Origin of the sequence: Brachybacterium sp. AG952 (assembly GCF_004362645.1) — a bacterium.
Lineage (GTDB): Bacteria > Actinomycetota > Actinomycetes > Actinomycetales > Dermabacteraceae > Brachybacterium > Brachybacterium conglomeratum.
In genome coordinates, this window is sequence record NZ_SNXV01000003.1 from 262,408 (window position 1) to 278,181 (window position 15,774).

13 protein-coding genes are annotated in these 15,774 nt (G+C 72.1%); 4 read left to right on the forward strand and 9 right to left on the reverse strand.

The genetic code is table 11. The annotated features are described in order from the left end of the window. Positions 1–3 precede the first annotated feature (3 nt). The 5 genes from DEU31_RS09490 to DEU31_RS09510 form a co-directional block, all read right to left on the reverse strand. The gene (locus DEU31_RS09490; RefSeq protein ID WP_133676932.1) at positions 4–1,113 is read right to left on the reverse strand and encodes a prephenate dehydrogenase; all 1,110 of its coding nucleotides are present in this window, start codon (positions 1,111–1,113) and stop codon (positions 4–6) included. After that, entirely contained in the window at positions 1,110–2,012 is a 903-nt protein-coding gene (locus tag DEU31_RS09495) for a pseudouridine synthase (RefSeq protein ID WP_133676933.1), read from the reverse strand. The genes DEU31_RS09490 and DEU31_RS09495 overlap by 4 nt, the downstream gene beginning before the upstream one ends. Continuing rightward, positions 2,012–2,884: an AAA family ATPase gene (locus DEU31_RS09500; RefSeq protein ID WP_010551502.1), complete on the reverse strand. Its 873-nt coding sequence runs from the start codon at positions 2,882–2,884 to the stop codon at positions 2,012–2,014. The genes DEU31_RS09495 and DEU31_RS09500 overlap by 1 nt, the downstream gene beginning before the upstream one ends. A gap of 173 nt (positions 2,885–3,057) precedes the next feature. Further along, positions 3,058–4,059 carry a site-specific tyrosine recombinase XerD gene (locus DEU31_RS09505; protein ID WP_126985674.1) on the reverse strand — a complete coding sequence of 334 codons (1,002 nt, stop codon included), beginning with the start codon at positions 4,057–4,059 and terminating at the stop codon, positions 3,058–3,060. 4 nt (positions 4,060–4,063) lie between these two features. Beyond that, the gene (locus DEU31_RS09510) at positions 4,064–5,014 is read right to left on the reverse strand and encodes a heme o synthase (RefSeq protein ID WP_010551500.1); all 951 of its coding nucleotides are present in this window, start codon (positions 5,012–5,014) and stop codon (positions 4,064–4,066) included. Between the two features lie 284 nt (positions 5,015–5,298). Between DEU31_RS09510 and tkt the strand changes: the two genes are divergently transcribed. The 4 genes from tkt to pgl all read left to right on the forward strand — a co-directional run bounded on the left by tkt (position 5,299) and on the right by pgl (position 12,025). Continuing rightward, the gene (gene tkt, locus DEU31_RS09515; protein ID WP_133676934.1) at positions 5,299–7,398 is read left to right on the forward strand and encodes a transketolase; all 2,100 of its coding nucleotides are present in this window, start codon (positions 5,299–5,301) and stop codon (positions 7,396–7,398) included. A gap of 171 nt (positions 7,399–7,569) precedes the next feature. Further along, complete coding sequence (tal, locus tag DEU31_RS09520; RefSeq protein WP_133676935.1) at positions 7,570–8,682, forward strand: transaldolase; 1,113 nt, start codon at positions 7,570–7,572, stop codon at positions 8,680–8,682. Positions 8,683–8,756: 74 nt separating this feature from the next. Next, positions 8,757–10,310 (forward strand): glucose-6-phosphate dehydrogenase, encoded by a 1,554-nt coding sequence (gene zwf, locus DEU31_RS09525; protein ID WP_010551497.1) that lies wholly within the window; start codon positions 8,757–8,759, stop codon positions 10,308–10,310. Then, positions 10,307–12,025 carry a 6-phosphogluconolactonase gene (gene pgl / locus DEU31_RS09530; protein WP_010551496.1) on the forward strand — a complete coding sequence of 573 codons (1,719 nt, stop codon included), beginning with the start codon at positions 10,307–10,309 and terminating at the stop codon, positions 12,023–12,025. The genes zwf and pgl overlap by 4 nt, the downstream gene beginning before the upstream one ends. A gap of 167 nt (positions 12,026–12,192) precedes the next feature. Here pgl and secG read toward each other — a convergent pair whose 3' ends face one another. The 4 genes from secG to gap all read right to left on the reverse strand — a co-directional run bounded on the left by secG (position 12,193) and on the right by gap (position 15,680). Further along, entirely contained in the window at positions 12,193–12,435 is a 243-nt protein-coding gene (secG, locus tag DEU31_RS09535; protein ID WP_029360751.1) for a preprotein translocase subunit SecG, read from the reverse strand. Between the two features lie 119 nt (positions 12,436–12,554). Then, the gene (tpiA, locus tag DEU31_RS09540) at positions 12,555–13,328 is read right to left on the reverse strand and encodes a triose-phosphate isomerase (RefSeq protein ID WP_010551494.1); all 774 of its coding nucleotides are present in this window, start codon (positions 13,326–13,328) and stop codon (positions 12,555–12,557) included. Continuing rightward, positions 13,325–14,527: a phosphoglycerate kinase gene (locus DEU31_RS09545; protein WP_133676936.1), complete on the reverse strand. Its 1,203-nt coding sequence runs from the start codon at positions 14,525–14,527 to the stop codon at positions 13,325–13,327. Before DEU31_RS09545 ends, tpiA begins: the two co-directional genes overlap by 4 nt. A gap of 148 nt (positions 14,528–14,675) precedes the next feature. After that, complete coding sequence (gene gap / locus DEU31_RS09550; protein ID WP_010551492.1) at positions 14,676–15,680, reverse strand: type I glyceraldehyde-3-phosphate dehydrogenase; 1,005 nt, start codon at positions 15,678–15,680, stop codon at positions 14,676–14,678. Positions 15,681–15,774 lie beyond the last annotated feature (94 nt).

Below are 15,774 nucleotides of genomic sequence, written 5' to 3' on the forward strand. Positions count from 1 at the left end.
CGCTCAGGCCCCTGCGACCCTCCAGCCGCGCACCGTGAGCTCCCGCGTGAGCAGGTCCTCACGGGCGGCGTCGATCGCGACGTGGGCGAGGCCGACCTCGCGTCCCAGCTCGTGCTCGAGGCGGAGGTCCTCGAGGTTCACGCCGATCTGCCCGATCTCGGTGAGCAGGCGCGCGAGCTCGCCGGGCCTGTCCGGCACCAGCACCACGAGGGTCGTGAAGGCGTCGGTCGCCCCGCCGTGCTTGCCCGGGATGCGGCGCACGCCGCGATTGCCCTCGGCGATCAGGTCGGCCAGGGCGCGTCGGGACCCGGTGCCGGGGTCGGGGTCCCCCTCGAGGGTCGCGAGCGCCCCGCGCACCGCCTCCAGGCGGTCGGCGACGGAGGAGAGCACCTCGCCGACGGCGCCGGCGTTCGCGCCGAGGATCTCGACCCAGAGCCGCGGATCGGAGTCCGCGATCCGGGTCGTGTCCCGCAGCCCCTGCCCGGCCAGGCCCAGCGCCTGCTCGGAGGGCTCCAGCAGGGTCGTGGCCAGCAGGCTCGAGATCACCTGCGGCACATGGGAGACGTGCGCGACGGCGGTGTCGTGCGCCGCGGCGTCCAGCACGATCGGCACGGAGCCGATCTCCGTCGCCAGGCCCTTCAGCACGCTGACCGCGTCGGGGAGCGTCTCCTCGTGGGGGACGACGACGAAGGGCCGGCCCTGGAACAGGTCGGCGCGGGCGGCGATCACGCCGGAGACCTCGCGGCCCGCCATCGGGTGGGCGCCGATGTAGCGCGGCAGGTCCTCGGGCCGGGCGAGGCGGCGCAGTCCCTCGAGGACGGTGGTCTTCACACTCGCGACATCGGCGACCAGCGCGTCCGGCCAGCGGCGCAGCGCCCCGTCGACGAGGGACGCGGCGACGTCGGGAGGTGCGGCGACGAGCACGAGCTCCGGGTGGCGGTCCCCGGCGGCGGGCAGCTCCCCCACGCCGAGCTCGACCGCGAGGGCGGCGGTGCCCGGGGAGACGTCCTCGACCTGGACCTGCACCCCGGCGCGGCGCAGCGCCATGCCGAGGGAGCCACCGATCAGCCCGGTGCCGATGATCCGCACGGGCGAGGGGACGAGGGTCCTCACAGCCCGACCTCCGCCATCAGGGTGCCGAGCTCGCGATCGGTGAGCTCGCGGGTCTCGCCCGGGGCGAGCTCGCCGAGCAGCACGGGACCGATCCGCGTGCGGACCAGCGCGGTGAGCTCGAAGCCCTGGGAGGCGAACATGCGGCGCACGATCCGGTTGCGCCCCTCGTGCAGGGTCACCTCGACCACGGCCTCGCGGCCGTCCTGGGCGAGCACCCGGGCGCGGTCGGCGCGGGCCGGGCCGTCCTCGAGCTCGACGCCCTCCCGCAGCGCCTTCACGAGCCCGCGCGGCGGGCCGCCCGGCGCGTCGAAGCGGCACACGTAGGTCTTGTCGACCTCGAAGCTGGGGTGGGTCAGCCGATGGGCGAGCTCGCCGTCGTTTGTCAGCAGCAGCAGCCCCTCGGTCTCGTAGTCCAGGCGGCCCACGTGGTAGAGACGCTGGGAGTAGGCGGCGGTGAACTCGGTGAGGTCGCGACGGCCCTCGGGGTCGCTCATCGCGGAGACGACGCGGCGGGGCTTGTTCAGCACGACGGTGAGCTTCGCGTCGTCGAGCTGGAGCCGGCGCCCGTCGACGTGGACCACCTGGGACGCGGGGTCGATGCGCACGCCCTGCTCGTGGACGACGGCGCCGTCCACGCGGACCCGTCCGGACGAGATCAGCGCCTCGCAGGCGCGGCGGGAGCCGAAGCCGGCGCGGGCGAGCACCTTCTGCAGACGCTCGCCGTCCTCGCGGTGGACCTCGGGCTCCTCGCCGTCCGCCGCGGGCAGGCGCGTGCCCTCGTCGTCGCGCAGCCGGACCTGTTTGGGCGGGGTGAAGGCGCTGCGCCGGCGGGCCGGCTTCCCCGCGCCGCCGCGTCCCGCTCCTCCGCCGCTGCCGCGGCGCGGCCGCTGCCCGGCCATCAGGCCGCGGCGCCGCGCGAGATCAGCTCGCGTGCGAGCTGCCGGTAGGCGGCGGCGCCCTTGTTCGAGGTGGCGAAGGAGATGATCGGCTCCGCGGCGACGGAGGCGTCGGGGAACTTCACGGTGCGGTTGATGGTGGTGTGGAAGACCTTGTCGGGGAACGCCTCGACCACGCGCTGGCACACCTCGCGGGCGTGCAGCGTGCGCGGGTCGAACATCGTGATCAGGATGCCGTCGAGCTCGAGGCGGGGGTTGATGCGGTCCTGCACCTTCTCGATCGTCTCCACCAGCAGCGCCACGCCGCGCAGCGCGAAGTACTCGGCCTCCAGCGGGATGATCACGCCGTGGCTCGCGGCGAGGGCGTTGACGGTGAGCAGGCCCAGCGAGGGCTGGCAGTCGATGATGATCACGTCGTAGTCGTCGGCCACGGGGCGCAGCACGCGGGCCAGCGCCATCTCGCGGGCGACCTCGTTGACGAGGGTGACCTCGGCGGCGGAGAGGTCGATGTTCGCCGGGAGCACGTCGAGATCCTCGGTGTCGGTCTCCTGGATGACCGTGCGCACGTCGTGGCCCCGCTCCATGAGCAGGTTGTAGACGGTCACGTCGAGGTCGTAGGGGTTCACGCCCAGGCCGGCGCTGAGCGCGCCCTGGGGGTCGAGGTCCACCAGCAGCACCTTGCGGCCGAGCTCCGCGAGGGCCGCGCCGAGGTTGATGACGCTCGTGGTCTTCCCGACCCCGCCCTTCTGGTTGACCATCGAGATGATCCGGGCCGGCCCGTGGGAGTCGAGCGCGGCCGGCTCCGGGAGCTCCGGCATCGGCCGGCCGGTCGGGCCGAGATCGATGTCCAGCTGCTGGGGGGAGGTCGGGCTCACGTCGTTGTCCTGTCGTCGGCGTCGTGGTCTGGTGCGTGCACGCCGCGGGGCGAGCGGGCTCCGGAGGTGCTCCGGTCCCAGCCCGGGGAGGGACGGCTGCGCGTCGGTCCCCGCGCCACCCGCGGCGAGCCCCCGGCGGCCGGGGCCGGTCGGGGGCGTCGTGCCGCCCAAGTCTAAGCCCCCCGCCGGGCGCGGGGGTGGGCGCCGGCGTGCGTCTCGCGGAGGGAGTCGACCGTCACCTGCGTGTAGAGCTGGGTCGTGGTGACCGAGGCGTGGCCCAGCAGCTCCTGCACGGAACGCACGTCGGCCCCGCCGTGCAGCAGGTGGGTGGCATAGGAGTGGCGCAGCGTGTGCGGGCTGATCGGCTCGGGGAGGTCCTCCAGCTCGGCATCGCGGGCGCAGCGCTGCACCACCTGCCAGGCGGCCTGGCGGGTCAGGCGGGTGCCGCGGGCGCCGAGGAAGATCGCCGGGGTGCCGCGGCCGCGCGCGGCGAGGGCCGGGCGGCCCCGCGTGAGATATGCCCCGAGCGCCTCGGCGGCGAAACGGCCGACGGGCACCACCCGGTGCTTGTCCCCCTTGCCGCGCAGCACGGCGGAGCGCCCCGGCAGGTCCACGTCGTCGAGGTCCAGGCCGGTGACCTCGGAGATCCGTGCGCCGATGCCGTAGAGCAGCTCGAGCAGGGCGCGGTCGCGCAGGGCGCGCTCGGTCGCGTCGCGCCCGGTGCCGGGGCGTCCGGCGGCCTCGAGCAGCGCCTCGACCTGGTCGAGGGTCAGCGGGTGCGGGAGGCGTCGCGGCAGGGTCGGGGTCGGGACCAGGCGGGAGGGGTCCCCGGTGGTGGAGACTCGCTCGGCGTCGAGGAAGGAGTGCAGCCCGCGCACCGCGGCGAGGGAGCGGGCGGCCGAGGCGGCGGAGAGCGGGGTCCCCCCGTCGGCCCCGGTGCGCAGGGACTGCAGCCACTCCCCCAGCTGCTCGGGGTCCACCGCGGCGGGGTCGACCTCGCGGCGCGCGAGGTCGACGAGGTAGCGGCGCAGATCACGCCGGTAGGCCGCCAGGGTGTTCTCGGACAGGCCCCGCTCGATGCGCAGGTGGCCGAGGTACTGCTCGAGGATCCGCCGGTCGCCCGGGCGCAGGGGGTCCTCCTCGCCCGTCGGGCGCGGGGCCTCCCCGGAGCTCATGGGGTCAGAGGGTGACGAAGGGGTCGATCGCGAGGGCGACGAAGAGCACCGTGAGGTAGGTGATCGAGCCGTGGAAGACCTTCATCGGGGCGAGGGCCTTCCCGGAGAGCCCCTGGCGGACCCGCAGCGCGTAGCGCACCACGAGGAAGCCGAACCAGGCGCCGGAGGCGGCGGCGGCGACGCCGTACACCCAGCCGGTCTCGCCCAGCGGGATGATCGCGAGGCTCGAGGCGATCATCAGCGCGGTGTGCAGCAGCATCTGGCGGGCGACGTTCGAGCGCGAGGACACCACCGGCAGCATCGGCACGCCCGCGTTGGCGTAGTCGTCCTGGAACTTCTCGGCCAGCGGCCAGTAGTGCGGCGGCGTCCAGAAGAAGATCACCAGGAACAGCAGCACCGCGGTCCAGGAGACGGTGCCGGTGACCGCCGACCAGCCGATCAGCACCGGCATGCAGCCGGCGATGCCGCCCCAGACGATGTTCTGGCTGGTGCGGCGCTTGAGGATCATCGTGTAGAAGACGACGTACAGCAGGATCGCGCCGACCGCGAGCGCAGCGGAGACCCAGTTCACCAGCAGGCCCAGCCACAGCGCGGAGACCGCGGAGATGGTCAGGCCGAAGATCAGCGCGGCGCGCGGGGTGACGGCGCCGGAGGGGATCGGACGCTTCCGGGTCCGCTTCATCTTCGCGTCGATGTCGCGCTCGAGGTACATGTTCAGCGCGTTCGCGCCGCCCGCGGCGAGATAGCCGCCGACCATGGTGGCGATGATCAGCCACAGCGAGGGGAACCCGCCGGCGGCGAGGAACATCGTGGGGATCGTCGTGATGAGCAGCAGCTCGATGATCCGCGGCTTGGTCAGCGCGACGTAGGCGCGGAGGGTGGAGCCGACGGTCCGCGGACCGCGCCCGCCGTCCTGGCCTGCGCCCCGCAGCTGAGCTCCCTGGGTGGCGGTCACCGCCCACCGTCCTTCCTCCTGGTCACGGCACGCGGCCGACGAACCACCTCAGTCTAGGCGTTCGCTCGCGGCGGCGGGGCGAGGCGCGGGGTGAGAGTGGGCACCGTCCGCCACGGCAACAGCCTGGACGCACATGACCTCGTCGCACGGCCCGGACTAAGGTGGACCCTGTTGCCTCCCGTGCGGAACGCGCACGTCGCAGCCGGTCATCCGGCGTCGCGCGGAGAGGCCCGTCTTTCCGAGCGGCCGTCCAGGCCGCATCCCGGCGAAAGGATGTCCACGACATGACGGAGAACTTCACGGCCCCCGAGGGCTGGACCGAGCTCGACAAGCGGGCGGTCGACACCGTCCGCGTGCTGGCCGCCGACGCGGTCGAGAAGGTCGGCAACGGCCACCCCGGCACCGCCGTCAGCCTCGCCCCGGCCGCGTACCTGCTCTACCAGGACGTGATGCGCCACGATCCGACCGACCACGCGTGGCTCGGCCGCGACCGCTTCGTGCTCTCGGCGGGCCACTCGAGCCTGACCCAGTACATCCAGCTCTTCCTCGGCGGCTTCGGCCTCGAGAAGAAGGACATCGAGGAGCTGCGCACCTGGGGCTCGAAGACCCCCGGCCACCCCGAGAACTTCCACACCGAGGGCGTGGAGATCACCACCGGTCCGCTGGGCCAGGGCATCTCCTCCGCCGTCGGCATGGCCATGGCCCAGCGCCGCGAGCGCGGCCTGCTGGATCCCGAGGCGGCGCCCGGCACCAGCCCCTTCGACCACTTCACCTACGTCATCGCCTCCGACGGCGACCTGCAGGAGGGCGTCTCCTCCGAGGCCAGCTCCCTCGCGGGCACCCAGCAGCTCGGCAACCTGATGGTGCTCTGGGACGACAACGAGATCTCCATCGAGGGCGACACCTCCATCGCCTTCACCGAGGACACCGCCGCGCGCTACGAGGCCTACGGCTGGGACGTGCGCACCGTGGACTGGACCCACGGGGGGACGGAGTACGGCGAGGACGTCGCCGCGCTCAAGGACGCGATCCTCGAGGGCCAGAAGGTCACCGACAAGCCCACCTTCATCCGCCTGCGCACCGTCATCGGCTGGCCGATCCCGGAGCTGGCCGGCTCGCACTCCGTGCACGGCGCGAAGCTCGGCGCCGAGGGCGTGAAGGGTCTCAAGGAGGCCGTCGGCTTCGATCCCGAGCAGACCTTCCAGGTCGACGAGGACGTGCTGGCCCACACCCGCAGCCTCGCGGACCGCGCCGCGGAGAAGAAGGCCGAGTGGGACAAGGGCTACCAGGCCTGGCGCTCCGCGAACGCGGAGAAGGCCGCGCTGCTGGACCGCCTCCTCGCGCGCGAGCTGCCGGGCGGCTTCGCCGAGGCGATCCCGACCTTCGAGGCCGACGAGAAGGGCGTCGCCACCCGCGCCGCCTCCGGCAAGGTCCTCGGCGAGCTCGCCGAGGTCATGCCCGAGCTGTGGGGCGGCTCCGCCGACCTCGCCGGCTCGAACAACACCACCATGAAGGGCGAGCCGTCCTTCCTCCCCGCCGAGCTCAGCTCCTCCGAGTTCGCGGGCGACCAGTACGGCCGCACGCTCCACTTCGGCATCCGCGAGCACGGCATGGGCGCGATCCTCTCCGGGATCTCCCTGCACGGACTGACCCGCCCCTACGGCGGCACCTTCTTCCAGTTCGCGGACTACATGCGCGGCTCCGTGCGCCTGGCCTCGCTGATGAAGACCCCGGTCACCTACGTGTGGACCCACGACTCCATCGGCCTGGGCGAGGACGGCCCGACCCACCAGCCGGTCGAGCACTTCGCCGCCTACCGCGCGATCCCGAACCTCTCGATCGTCCGCCCGGCGGATGCGAACGAGACCGCGCAGGCGTGGAAGGTGCTGCTGGAGCGGGACAACGGCCCCGTCGGCCTGCTCCTGTCCCGCCAGGCGCTGCCCACCTTCGACCGCAGCGAGTACGCCGGTGCGGAGAACGTCGCCAAGGGCGGGTACGTCATGAAGGACGCCTCCACCGGCGAGCCGAAGGTGATCCTCATCGCGACCGGCTCCGAGGTGCAGTACGCGGCCGAGGCGCAGAAGCGCCTCGAGGCCGCGGGCACCCCGACCCGCCTGGTCTCCATGCCGTCGGTCGAGTGGTTCGACGAGCAGGACGAGGAGTACAAGGAGTCGGTGCTCCCCTCCTCCGTGACCGCCCGCGTCACGGTCGAGGCCGGCATCGCCATGCCCTGGTACCGCTTCCTCGGCGCGCACGGCCGGGCCGTGTCGCTCGAGCACTACGGCGCCTCCGCCGATGCGAAGACGCTGTTCCGCGAGTACGGCTTCACCCCGGAGGCCGTCGTCGAGGCCGCCGAGGAGTCCCTGGCCGCCGCCGGCGCCTGATCCGCCGCGGGGGCGGGACCCCAGGGTCCCGCCCCCGCGCCTCTCCCCCCTGCCACCCCTGGGACCTGCGATGTTCCGTCGGACACCTCCTGGAATCCGCGCCCGCCGGTCCCCGTTGCACCCGATGACACCAGCGTCGACCCAGGGCGCGTCGCGCCCGGAAGGAACGTCATGACCCAGAACCCCTCCACCCAGGCCCTCTCCGATGCCGGAGTCTCCATCTGGCTCGACGACCTCTCGCGCAAGCGCCTGCAGACGGGCAACCTCGCAGAGCTGCTCGCCACCCGCAACGTCGTGGGCGTGACCACGAACCCCTCGATCTTCCAGGCCGCGATCTCCGGCTCCGACGAGTACGACGCCGACATCGCCCGCCTCGCCGGCGAGGGCAAGGACGTCGACCAGGTCATCGAAGTGCTCACCACCGATGACGTCCGGAACGCCGCCGATCTGCTCGCCGACACCTACGCCTCCTCCAAGGGCTTCGACGGCCGCGTCAGCATCGAGGTGGACCCCCGCCTCGCGCACGAGACCGAGAAGACCATCGCGCAGGCCGAGCACCTCTTCGAGGTCGTCGGCCGCGAGAACGTGATGATCAAGATCCCCGCGACCGAGGCGGGCCTGCCCGCGATCACCGCCGTGATCGCCGCCGGCATCAGCGTCAACGTCACCCTGATCTTCTCCGTCGAGCGCTACGAGGCCGTCATCGACGCCTACCTCGCCGGCCTGGAGAAGGCCGCGGAGGCCGGCAAGGACCTCTCGACCATCCACTCGGTCGCCTCCTTCTTCGTCTCCCGCGTGGACACCGAGATCGACGCGCGCCTGGACGCCCTCGGCGGCGACGCCGTCTCCCTCAAGGGCCAGGCCGGCGTCGCCAACGCCCAGGCCGCCTTCGGCGTGTACCTCACCGCCTTCGGCTCCGAGCGCTTCACGGCCCTCGCCGACAAGGGCGCGAACGTGCAGCGCGCCCTGTGGGCGTCGACCGGCGTGAAGAACCCCGACTACTCCGACACCCTCTACGTGGACAACCTGGTCGCCGACCCGACCGTGAACACGATGCCGGAGAAGACCCTCGAGGCCGCCGCCGACCACTCCGAGCCCAAGGCCGCGCTGTCCGCCGAGACCGCCGCCGCCGGCGAGGCCGCACTCGAGCGCGTGGCCGAGGCCGGGGTGGATCTGGCCGACGTGTTCGCGGTGCTCGAGCGCGAGGGCGTGGAGAAGTTCGAGAAGGCCTGGAACGAGCTGCTCGAGACCGTCTCGGCGTCCGTCAAGGCCGCCCGCGCCTGATCCCTCCCGGTGAGCACGGGTCCGCCGCGGTGCGGGCCCGTGCTCCCGCCGTCCGTGTCCGAGAAAGGACCATCGTGACCGACTCCCCCGCTCCCTCCGCAGCAGCCGGTGCGCCGAACCCGCTGCGCGATCCCCGTGACCGACGGCTGCCGCTGATCGCCGGGCCCAGCTCCATGGTGATGTTCGGCGTCACCGGCGACCTCGCCCGCAAGAAGCTGCTGCCGGCGATCTACGACCTCACCCACCGCGGTCTCCTCCCGCCGAGCTTCGGCCTGGTCGGCTACGGCCGCCGCGAGTGGTCCGACGACGACTTCGCCGAGTACGTGAAGAAGTCCGTCTCCGAGCACTCCCGCACCGGCTTCGACGAGAGCGTCTTCGAGCAGCTGCGCGGCGGCCTCCGCTTCGTCACCGGCACCTTCGACGACAAGGCCGCCTTCGAGCGCCTCACCGAGGTCGTCGGCGAGCTGGACCGCACGCGCGGCACCGGCGGCAACCACGCCTTCTACCTCTCGATCCCCCCGGACGCCTTCCCGCAGGTGTGCGGGCAGCTGGCCGAGTCGGGCCTGAACACCCCGCAGGACGGCTCCTGGCGCCGCGTCGTCATCGAGAAGCCCTTCGGCCACGACCTCGCCTCCGCGCGCGAGCTCAACGACGTGGTGGAGAAGGCGTTCCGTCCCGAGGACGTCTTCCGCATCGACCACTACCTGGGCAAGGAGACGGTCCAGAACATCCTCGCGCTGCGCTTCGCGAACCAGATGTTCGAGCCGATCTGGAACTCCGGCTACGTCGACCACGTGCAGATCACGATGGCCGAGGACATCGGCATCGGCTCGCGCGCCGGCTACTACGACGGCATCGGCACCGCCCGCGACGTCATCCAGAACCACCTCCTGCAGCTCCTCGCGCTCACCGCGATGGAAGAGCCGGTCACCTTCCGCGCCAGCGACCTGCGCGCGGAGAAGGAGAAGGTCCTCGCCGCCGTCGAGCTGCCGGAGGACCTGGCCGCGCACACCGCGCGCGGCCAGTACGTCGGCGGCTGGCAGGGCGGCGAGGAGGTGCGCCCCTATCTCGAGGAGGACGGCATCCCCGCCGACTCCACCACCGAGACCTTCGCCGCGATGCGCCTGGACATCGCGACCCGCCGCTGGGCCGGGGTGCCCTTCTACCTGCGCGCCGGCAAGCGCCTGGGACGCCGCGTCACCGAGATCGCGGTCGTGTTCAAGCGTGCGCCCTTCCTGCCCTTCCACTCCACGGACACCGCGGACCTGGGCCAGAACGCGATCGTCATCCGCGTCCAGCCGGACGAGGGCGTGACCATGCGCTTCGGCTCGAAGGTCCCCGGCACCCAGATGGAGGTGCGGGACGTGACGATGGACTTCGCCTACGGCATGAACTTCACCGAGGAGTCCCCCGAGGCGTACGAGCGGCTGATCCTGGACATGCTGCTCGGCGACCCGCCGCTGTTCCCGCGGCAGAAGGAGGTCGAGCTCTCCTGGAAGATCCTCGACCCCATCACCGAGTTCTGGGCCGAGAACCTCGACCCCGCGCCCTACCGGCCGGGCTCCTGGGGCCCCGACACCGCACACGACATGCTCGCCCGTGACGGGCGCACCTGGAGGCGACCGTGATCACCACCCTGACCGACACCACCGCGTCGGCGGTCGACAAGACCATGACCGAGATGCGGGAGACCTTCGGCGAGAACACCATCGGCCGGGTCCTCACGCTCATCATCATCGCCACCGGCGACATCGAGGAGCCGCTCGAGGCGGCGATCGCCGCGAGCCACGAGCATCCCGCTCGGGTGCTCGTGGTCGACGCCGATCCCGAGGCGGAGACCTCCGGGCTCGACGCCGAGATCCGCGTGGGCCGTGACGCCGGCGCCGGCGAGATCGTGATCCTCCACGCCCGCGGCGACGTGCTGTGGTCGCTGGACACGCTGGTGATGGCGCTGCTGCTGCCGGATGCGCCGATCGTGACCTGGTGGCCGGAGAACGCTCCGTCCTCCCCCGTCCACGACGTGCTCGGCTCCATGTCGCAGCGCCGCATCACCGACTCCGCCGCCTGCGCGGACCCGCTGGGGACGCTGAAGCGCCTGCGCCGCGGCTACGCGAGCGGCGACTCGGACTTCGCCTGGGCGCGGCTGACCCGCTGGCGCGGCCTGGTCGCGAGCGCCTACGAGGTGCCGCCGGTCTCCGTGCCCAGCTCCGTCGAGGTCCTCGGCACCGAGGGCAACCCCTCGGTGCTGCTAATGGCGAGCTGGCTGCAGCACACCCTCGGCGTCGAGGCGTCGATCCTCCCGCCGCCCTCGGACGATCCCGACTTCGCCGGGGTGCACGGCGTGCGTCTGGTGCGCGAGGACGGCACGATCGAGCTCACCCGCGTCAGCGACGACTCGATCGTCATGAAGCTGCCGGGCGACGACTCCGGCCAGCACGTGACGATGCCCCGCCGCACCCTCGCGGAGCTCGTCACCGAGGAGCTGCGCCGCCTGGATCCCGACGAGGTCTACGGCGAGGTGCTCGGCGCCGCCTTCTCCGGCATCTCCGACACGGCGACCTTCGCCAGCGGCAAGCCCGCCCCGCAGGACGTCGTGGTCGCCGATGCGGAGGCGGTCGCGCAGGCCGCCGCCACGGCCACCGCGGAGCAGCTCGCCGCCGCGCTCGAGAAGCGCCCCGTCGCGCACCTGGTGCTCACCGGCGGCACCGTCGGCACCCTCACCGCCGCGGCCCTGCCGGCCGCGCTGGTGGAGGCCGGCGTGGACGTCGCCCGCCTACACCTGTGGTGGGGCGACGAGCGCTTCGTCGAGCCGGACTCCGAGGAGCGCAACGAGGTGGGCGTGCGTGCCTCGCTGCTGGACGTGCTGCGCGAGGAGCACGGGCTCCCTGCCCGCAACGTCCATGTCATGCCCTCCCCCGCCGACGGCATGTCCCTCGAGGACGCCGCCGCCTGGTACGGGCAGCAGCTGGACCAGACGGGCGGCGACGAGCCCTTCCGCACCCGCGGGCAGGCGTTCTTCGACGTGCTGCTGCTCGGGGTCGGCCCCGACGGTCACATCGCCTCGCTGTTCCCGCAGCACCCCGCCCAGGAGAAGGTGCTCGGCAGCGCCGTCGCGGTGACCGGCTCTCCGAAGCCGCCCTCGCAGCGGATCTCGCTGACCTGGCCGGTGCTGAACTCGGCCCGCCACGTGGCGCTGCTCGTGGCCGGTGCGGAGAAGGCCGAGGCGGTGCGCGCCGCGCACGACGGCGTGGACCCGTGGGAGGTGCCCGCCTCGGCGGTGCGCGGCCTCGAGTCCACCACCTGGGTGCTCGACGAGGCGGCCGCCGGGCGCAGCGCCCGCTGAGCCCCGGCTCGTCCGGGAGCACGCAGGACGCCCGAAGGGCTGGTCACCGCGAGGTGACCGGCCCTTCGGGCTGTCGGGGCCCCGAGGTCCGGCGACGCAGAACGGGCCGTCCCCGAGGGGACGGCCCGTTCGCAGAGCAGAGGTGCGGCGGTCGCCGCACGAGGGTGTCAGAGCATCGTCTCGATGATGCCGAGGCCGACGGCGCTCGCGCCCCAGAGGACGGCGACGGTCACCGTGAGGCGGTTCAGGTTCCGCTCGGCGACGCCCGAGGCGCTCGCGGAGGAGGAGACGCCGCCGCCGAACATGTCCGACAGGCCGCCGCCGCGCCCCTTGTGCAGGAGCACCAGCAGGATCGTCAGCAGCCCGAACACCGCCAGGAGGATCTGGAGGACGAGCTTCAGCAGGGACAGGTCCACGAGGGGGTCACCCTTCCACGGAGACGGACGGACCGATCCAGCATACGGCACGGGCCGGGTCCGTCGAGGACCCGGCCCGCGTGGGGAGGCTTACCTTCAGCCCTCCGCTCGGCTCAGCCCTGGAAACCGGCGATCTTGGCGAACTCCTCGGCCTTCAGCGAGGCACCGCCGACGAGGGCGCCGTCGACGTCGGCGCGCTGCATGAGCTCGCCCACGTTCGAGGACTTCACGCTGCCGCCGTACAGGACGCGGACCGCGTCGGCGACCGTGTCGCCGTGCATCGCGCGCAGCGCCTCGCGGATCGCGGAGCACACCTCCTGCGCGTCGTCCGGGGTCGCGACCTCGCCGGTGCCGATCGCCCAGACGGGCTCGTAGGCGATGACGATCTTCGCGGCCTGCTCGGCGGTGATGCCCTCGATGCCGCCCTCGAGCTGCGCGAGGGTGTACTCGACGTGCTTGCCGGCCTTGCGCTCCTCGAGCGGCTCGCCGACGCAGAGGATCGGCACGAGGCCCGCGGCAAAGGCAGCCTTCACCTTCGCGTTGGTGACCTCCTCGGTCTCGCCGTGGTACTGGCGGCGCTCGGAGTGGCCGACCGCGGCGTAGGTGCAGCCCAGCGCCGAGAGCATCGCGCCGGAGACCTCGCCGGTGTATGCGCCGGACTCGTGCGCGGAGATGTCCTGGGAGCCGTAGGCGATCGGGAGCTTGCCGGCGTCGACCGCGACCTGCACGGTGCGCAGGTCCACGAAGGGAGGCAGCACGACGGTCTCGACCTTGGTGGTGTCGACCTCCTTGAGCTGCTCGCCGAGCTCCTCGACCAGGGCGAGGCCCTGCTTCCAGTCGAGGTTCATCTTCCAGTTGCCCGCCATGAGCGGGGTGCGGGTGGTCACTTCTGGTCCCCCTCGAGGATGGAGATTCCGGGCAGGTCCTTGCCCTCGATGAGCTCGAGGCTGGCACCGCCGCCGGTGGAGATGTGGGAGAAGAGCGTCTCGTCGAAGCCCAGGTTGCGCACCGCCGCGGCGGAGTCTCCGCCGCCGACCACGGTGTAGCCGGAGGCCGCGCCGAGCTTCTCGGCAACGGCCTTCGTGCCCTCGGCGAAGGCCGGGAACTCGAACACGCCCATCGGGCCGTTCCAGAACACGGTCGCCGCATCGGCGATCTTCTCGCCGAAGAGCTTCGCGGTCTCGGGGCCGATGTCCATGCCCTCCTGGTCCGCGGGGATCCCGTCGACGCCCACCACGGTGGCGGGCGCGTCGGCGGAGAACTCCGGCGCCACGACGGTGTCGACGGGCAGGACCAGCTCGACGCCGTTCGCCTTCGCGCGCTCCATGTACTCGCGCACCACGTCGATCTTCGACTCGTCCAGCAGCGACAGCCCGACCTCGTGGCCGAGCGCCTTCTGGAAGGTGTAGGCCATGCCGCCGCCGATGAGGATGCGGTCGGCCCTGCCCAGCAGCGCGTCGATCACGCCGAGCTTGTCGGCGATCTTCGCGCCGCCGAGGACGACCACGAAGGGGCGCTCGGGCTCGTCGGTCACCTTGCGCAGCGAGTCGACCTCGCGCAGCACCAGCTCGCCCGCGGCGGCGGGGAGCAGGGTGGCGAGCTCGTACACGGAGGCCTGCTTGCGGTGGACGACGCCGAAGCCGTCGGAGACGAAGGCGTCGCCGAGGGCGGCGAGCTCGCGGGCGAAGGCGAGCCGCTCCTCGTCGGTCTTCGCGGTCTCGCCCGTGTTGAAGCGCAGGTTCTCGAGCACGGCGACCTGGCCGTCGCCGAGCGCGGCGACGGTCTCCTGGGCGGAGGAGCCGACGGTGTCGGTCGCGAAGGCGACCTCCTGGCCGAGCAGCTCGCCGAGGCGGCCCACGACCGGGCGGAGGGAGTACTTCTCCTCGGGCTCGCCCTTGGGGCGGCCGAGGTGGGAGATCACCGCGACCCGGGCACCGGCCTCGACGAGCCGGATGAGGGTGGGCAGCGCGGCGCGGATGCGGCCGTCGTCGGTGATCGTGGTGCCGTCCAGCGGCACGTTGAGATCGGCGCGGACGAGCACGCGCTTGCCGCGCAGCTCTCCGAGCGAATCGATGGTCTTCAGCACTGTGGTGCTCCTTCAGGGGTTCGACCGCGGGACGCCGGAGCGGCCCGTCGGGACGGGGGACGAGCGGAGCCCGCCGGACGCCGACCCCTCGGGGTGGCGACCGGCGGGCTCCGGGGCTGTCCTGGTCGTCAGCGGGACGACGTGAGGATCAGAGGGACTTGCCGACCAGCTGCGAGAGCTCGACGAGGCGGTTGGAGAAGCCCCACTCGTTGTCGTACCAGGAGAAGATCTTGACCTGGTTGCCGTTCACCTTGGTGAGCTGCGCGTCGAAGATCGAGGAGTGCGGGTCGCCCTCGATGTCCTTGGAGACGATCGGGTCCTCGGTGTAGCGCAGGACGCCCTTGAGCGGGCCCTCGGCGGCCTTCTTGATCGCAGCGTTGATCTCCTCGATCGTGACCTCGCGGGAGGCCTCGAAGGTGAGGTCGGTGATCGAGCCGGTGGGGACCGGCACGCGCAGCGAGTAGCCGTCGAGCTTGCCCTTGAGCTCGGGGAGCACCAGCGCCACGGCCTTGGCCGCACCGGTGGTGGTCGGGACGATGTTCAGGGCGGCGGCGCGTGCACGGCGCGGGTCCTTGTGCGGGCCGTCCTGCAGCACCTGGTCCGAGGTGTAGGCGTGGATCGTGGTCATCAGGCCCTTGACGATGCCGAACTCGTCGTTCAGCACCTTCGCCACCGGCGCGAGGCTGTTGGTGGTGCAGGAGGCGTTGGAGATGATGTCGTGCTTCGCGGGGTCGTAGTCGCCCTCGTTCACACCGATGACGAAGGTCGCGTCCTCGTTCTTCGCCGGAGCGGAGATGATGACCTTCTTGGCGCCGGCCTCGATGTGTGCCTTGGCCTTCTCGGCGTCGGTGAAGATGCCGGTGGACTCGATGACGACGTCCGCGCCGATCTCCCCCCACGGGATGTTCTTCGGATCGCGCTCGGCGTACGCCTTGAAGGTGTTGTCGCCGACGGTGATCGAGTCCTCGTCGTGCGAGACGTCGTAGGGAAGCACCCCGCCGATCGAGTCGTACTTGATGAGGTTCGCGAGCGTGGCGTTGTCGGTGAGGTCGTTCACACCGACGATCTGGATGTCCGCCTGCTGCTCGAGAGCGGCGCGCAGGAAGTTTCGGCCGATGCGGCCGAATCCGTTGATACCAACCTTGACGGTCAAGAGTTCCTCCTAGTGTCGCGGTGAGTCCGCGACGTTCGAGTACTGACATGGCGCGCACGCCCTCGTACGCTCGGGCGACGCCGGCGTGTGACCG

Bases quoted from the DNA above. Each gene is read 5' to 3' on its own strand.
- DEU31_RS09495 (WP_133676933.1), bottom strand. From the start codon at position 2,012: ATGGCCGGGCAGCGGCCGCGCCGCGGCAGCGGCGGAGGAGCGGGACGC.
- DEU31_RS09505 (WP_126985674.1), bottom strand. From the start codon at position 4,059: ATGAGCTCCGGGGAGGCCCCGCGCCCGACGGGCGAGGAGGACCCCCTG.
- tkt (WP_133676934.1), top strand. From the start codon at position 5,299: ATGACGGAGAACTTCACGGCCCCCGAGGGCTGGACCGAGCTCGACAAG.
- tal (WP_133676935.1), top strand. From the start codon at position 7,570: ATGACCCAGAACCCCTCCACCCAGGCCCTCTCCGATGCCGGAGTCTCC.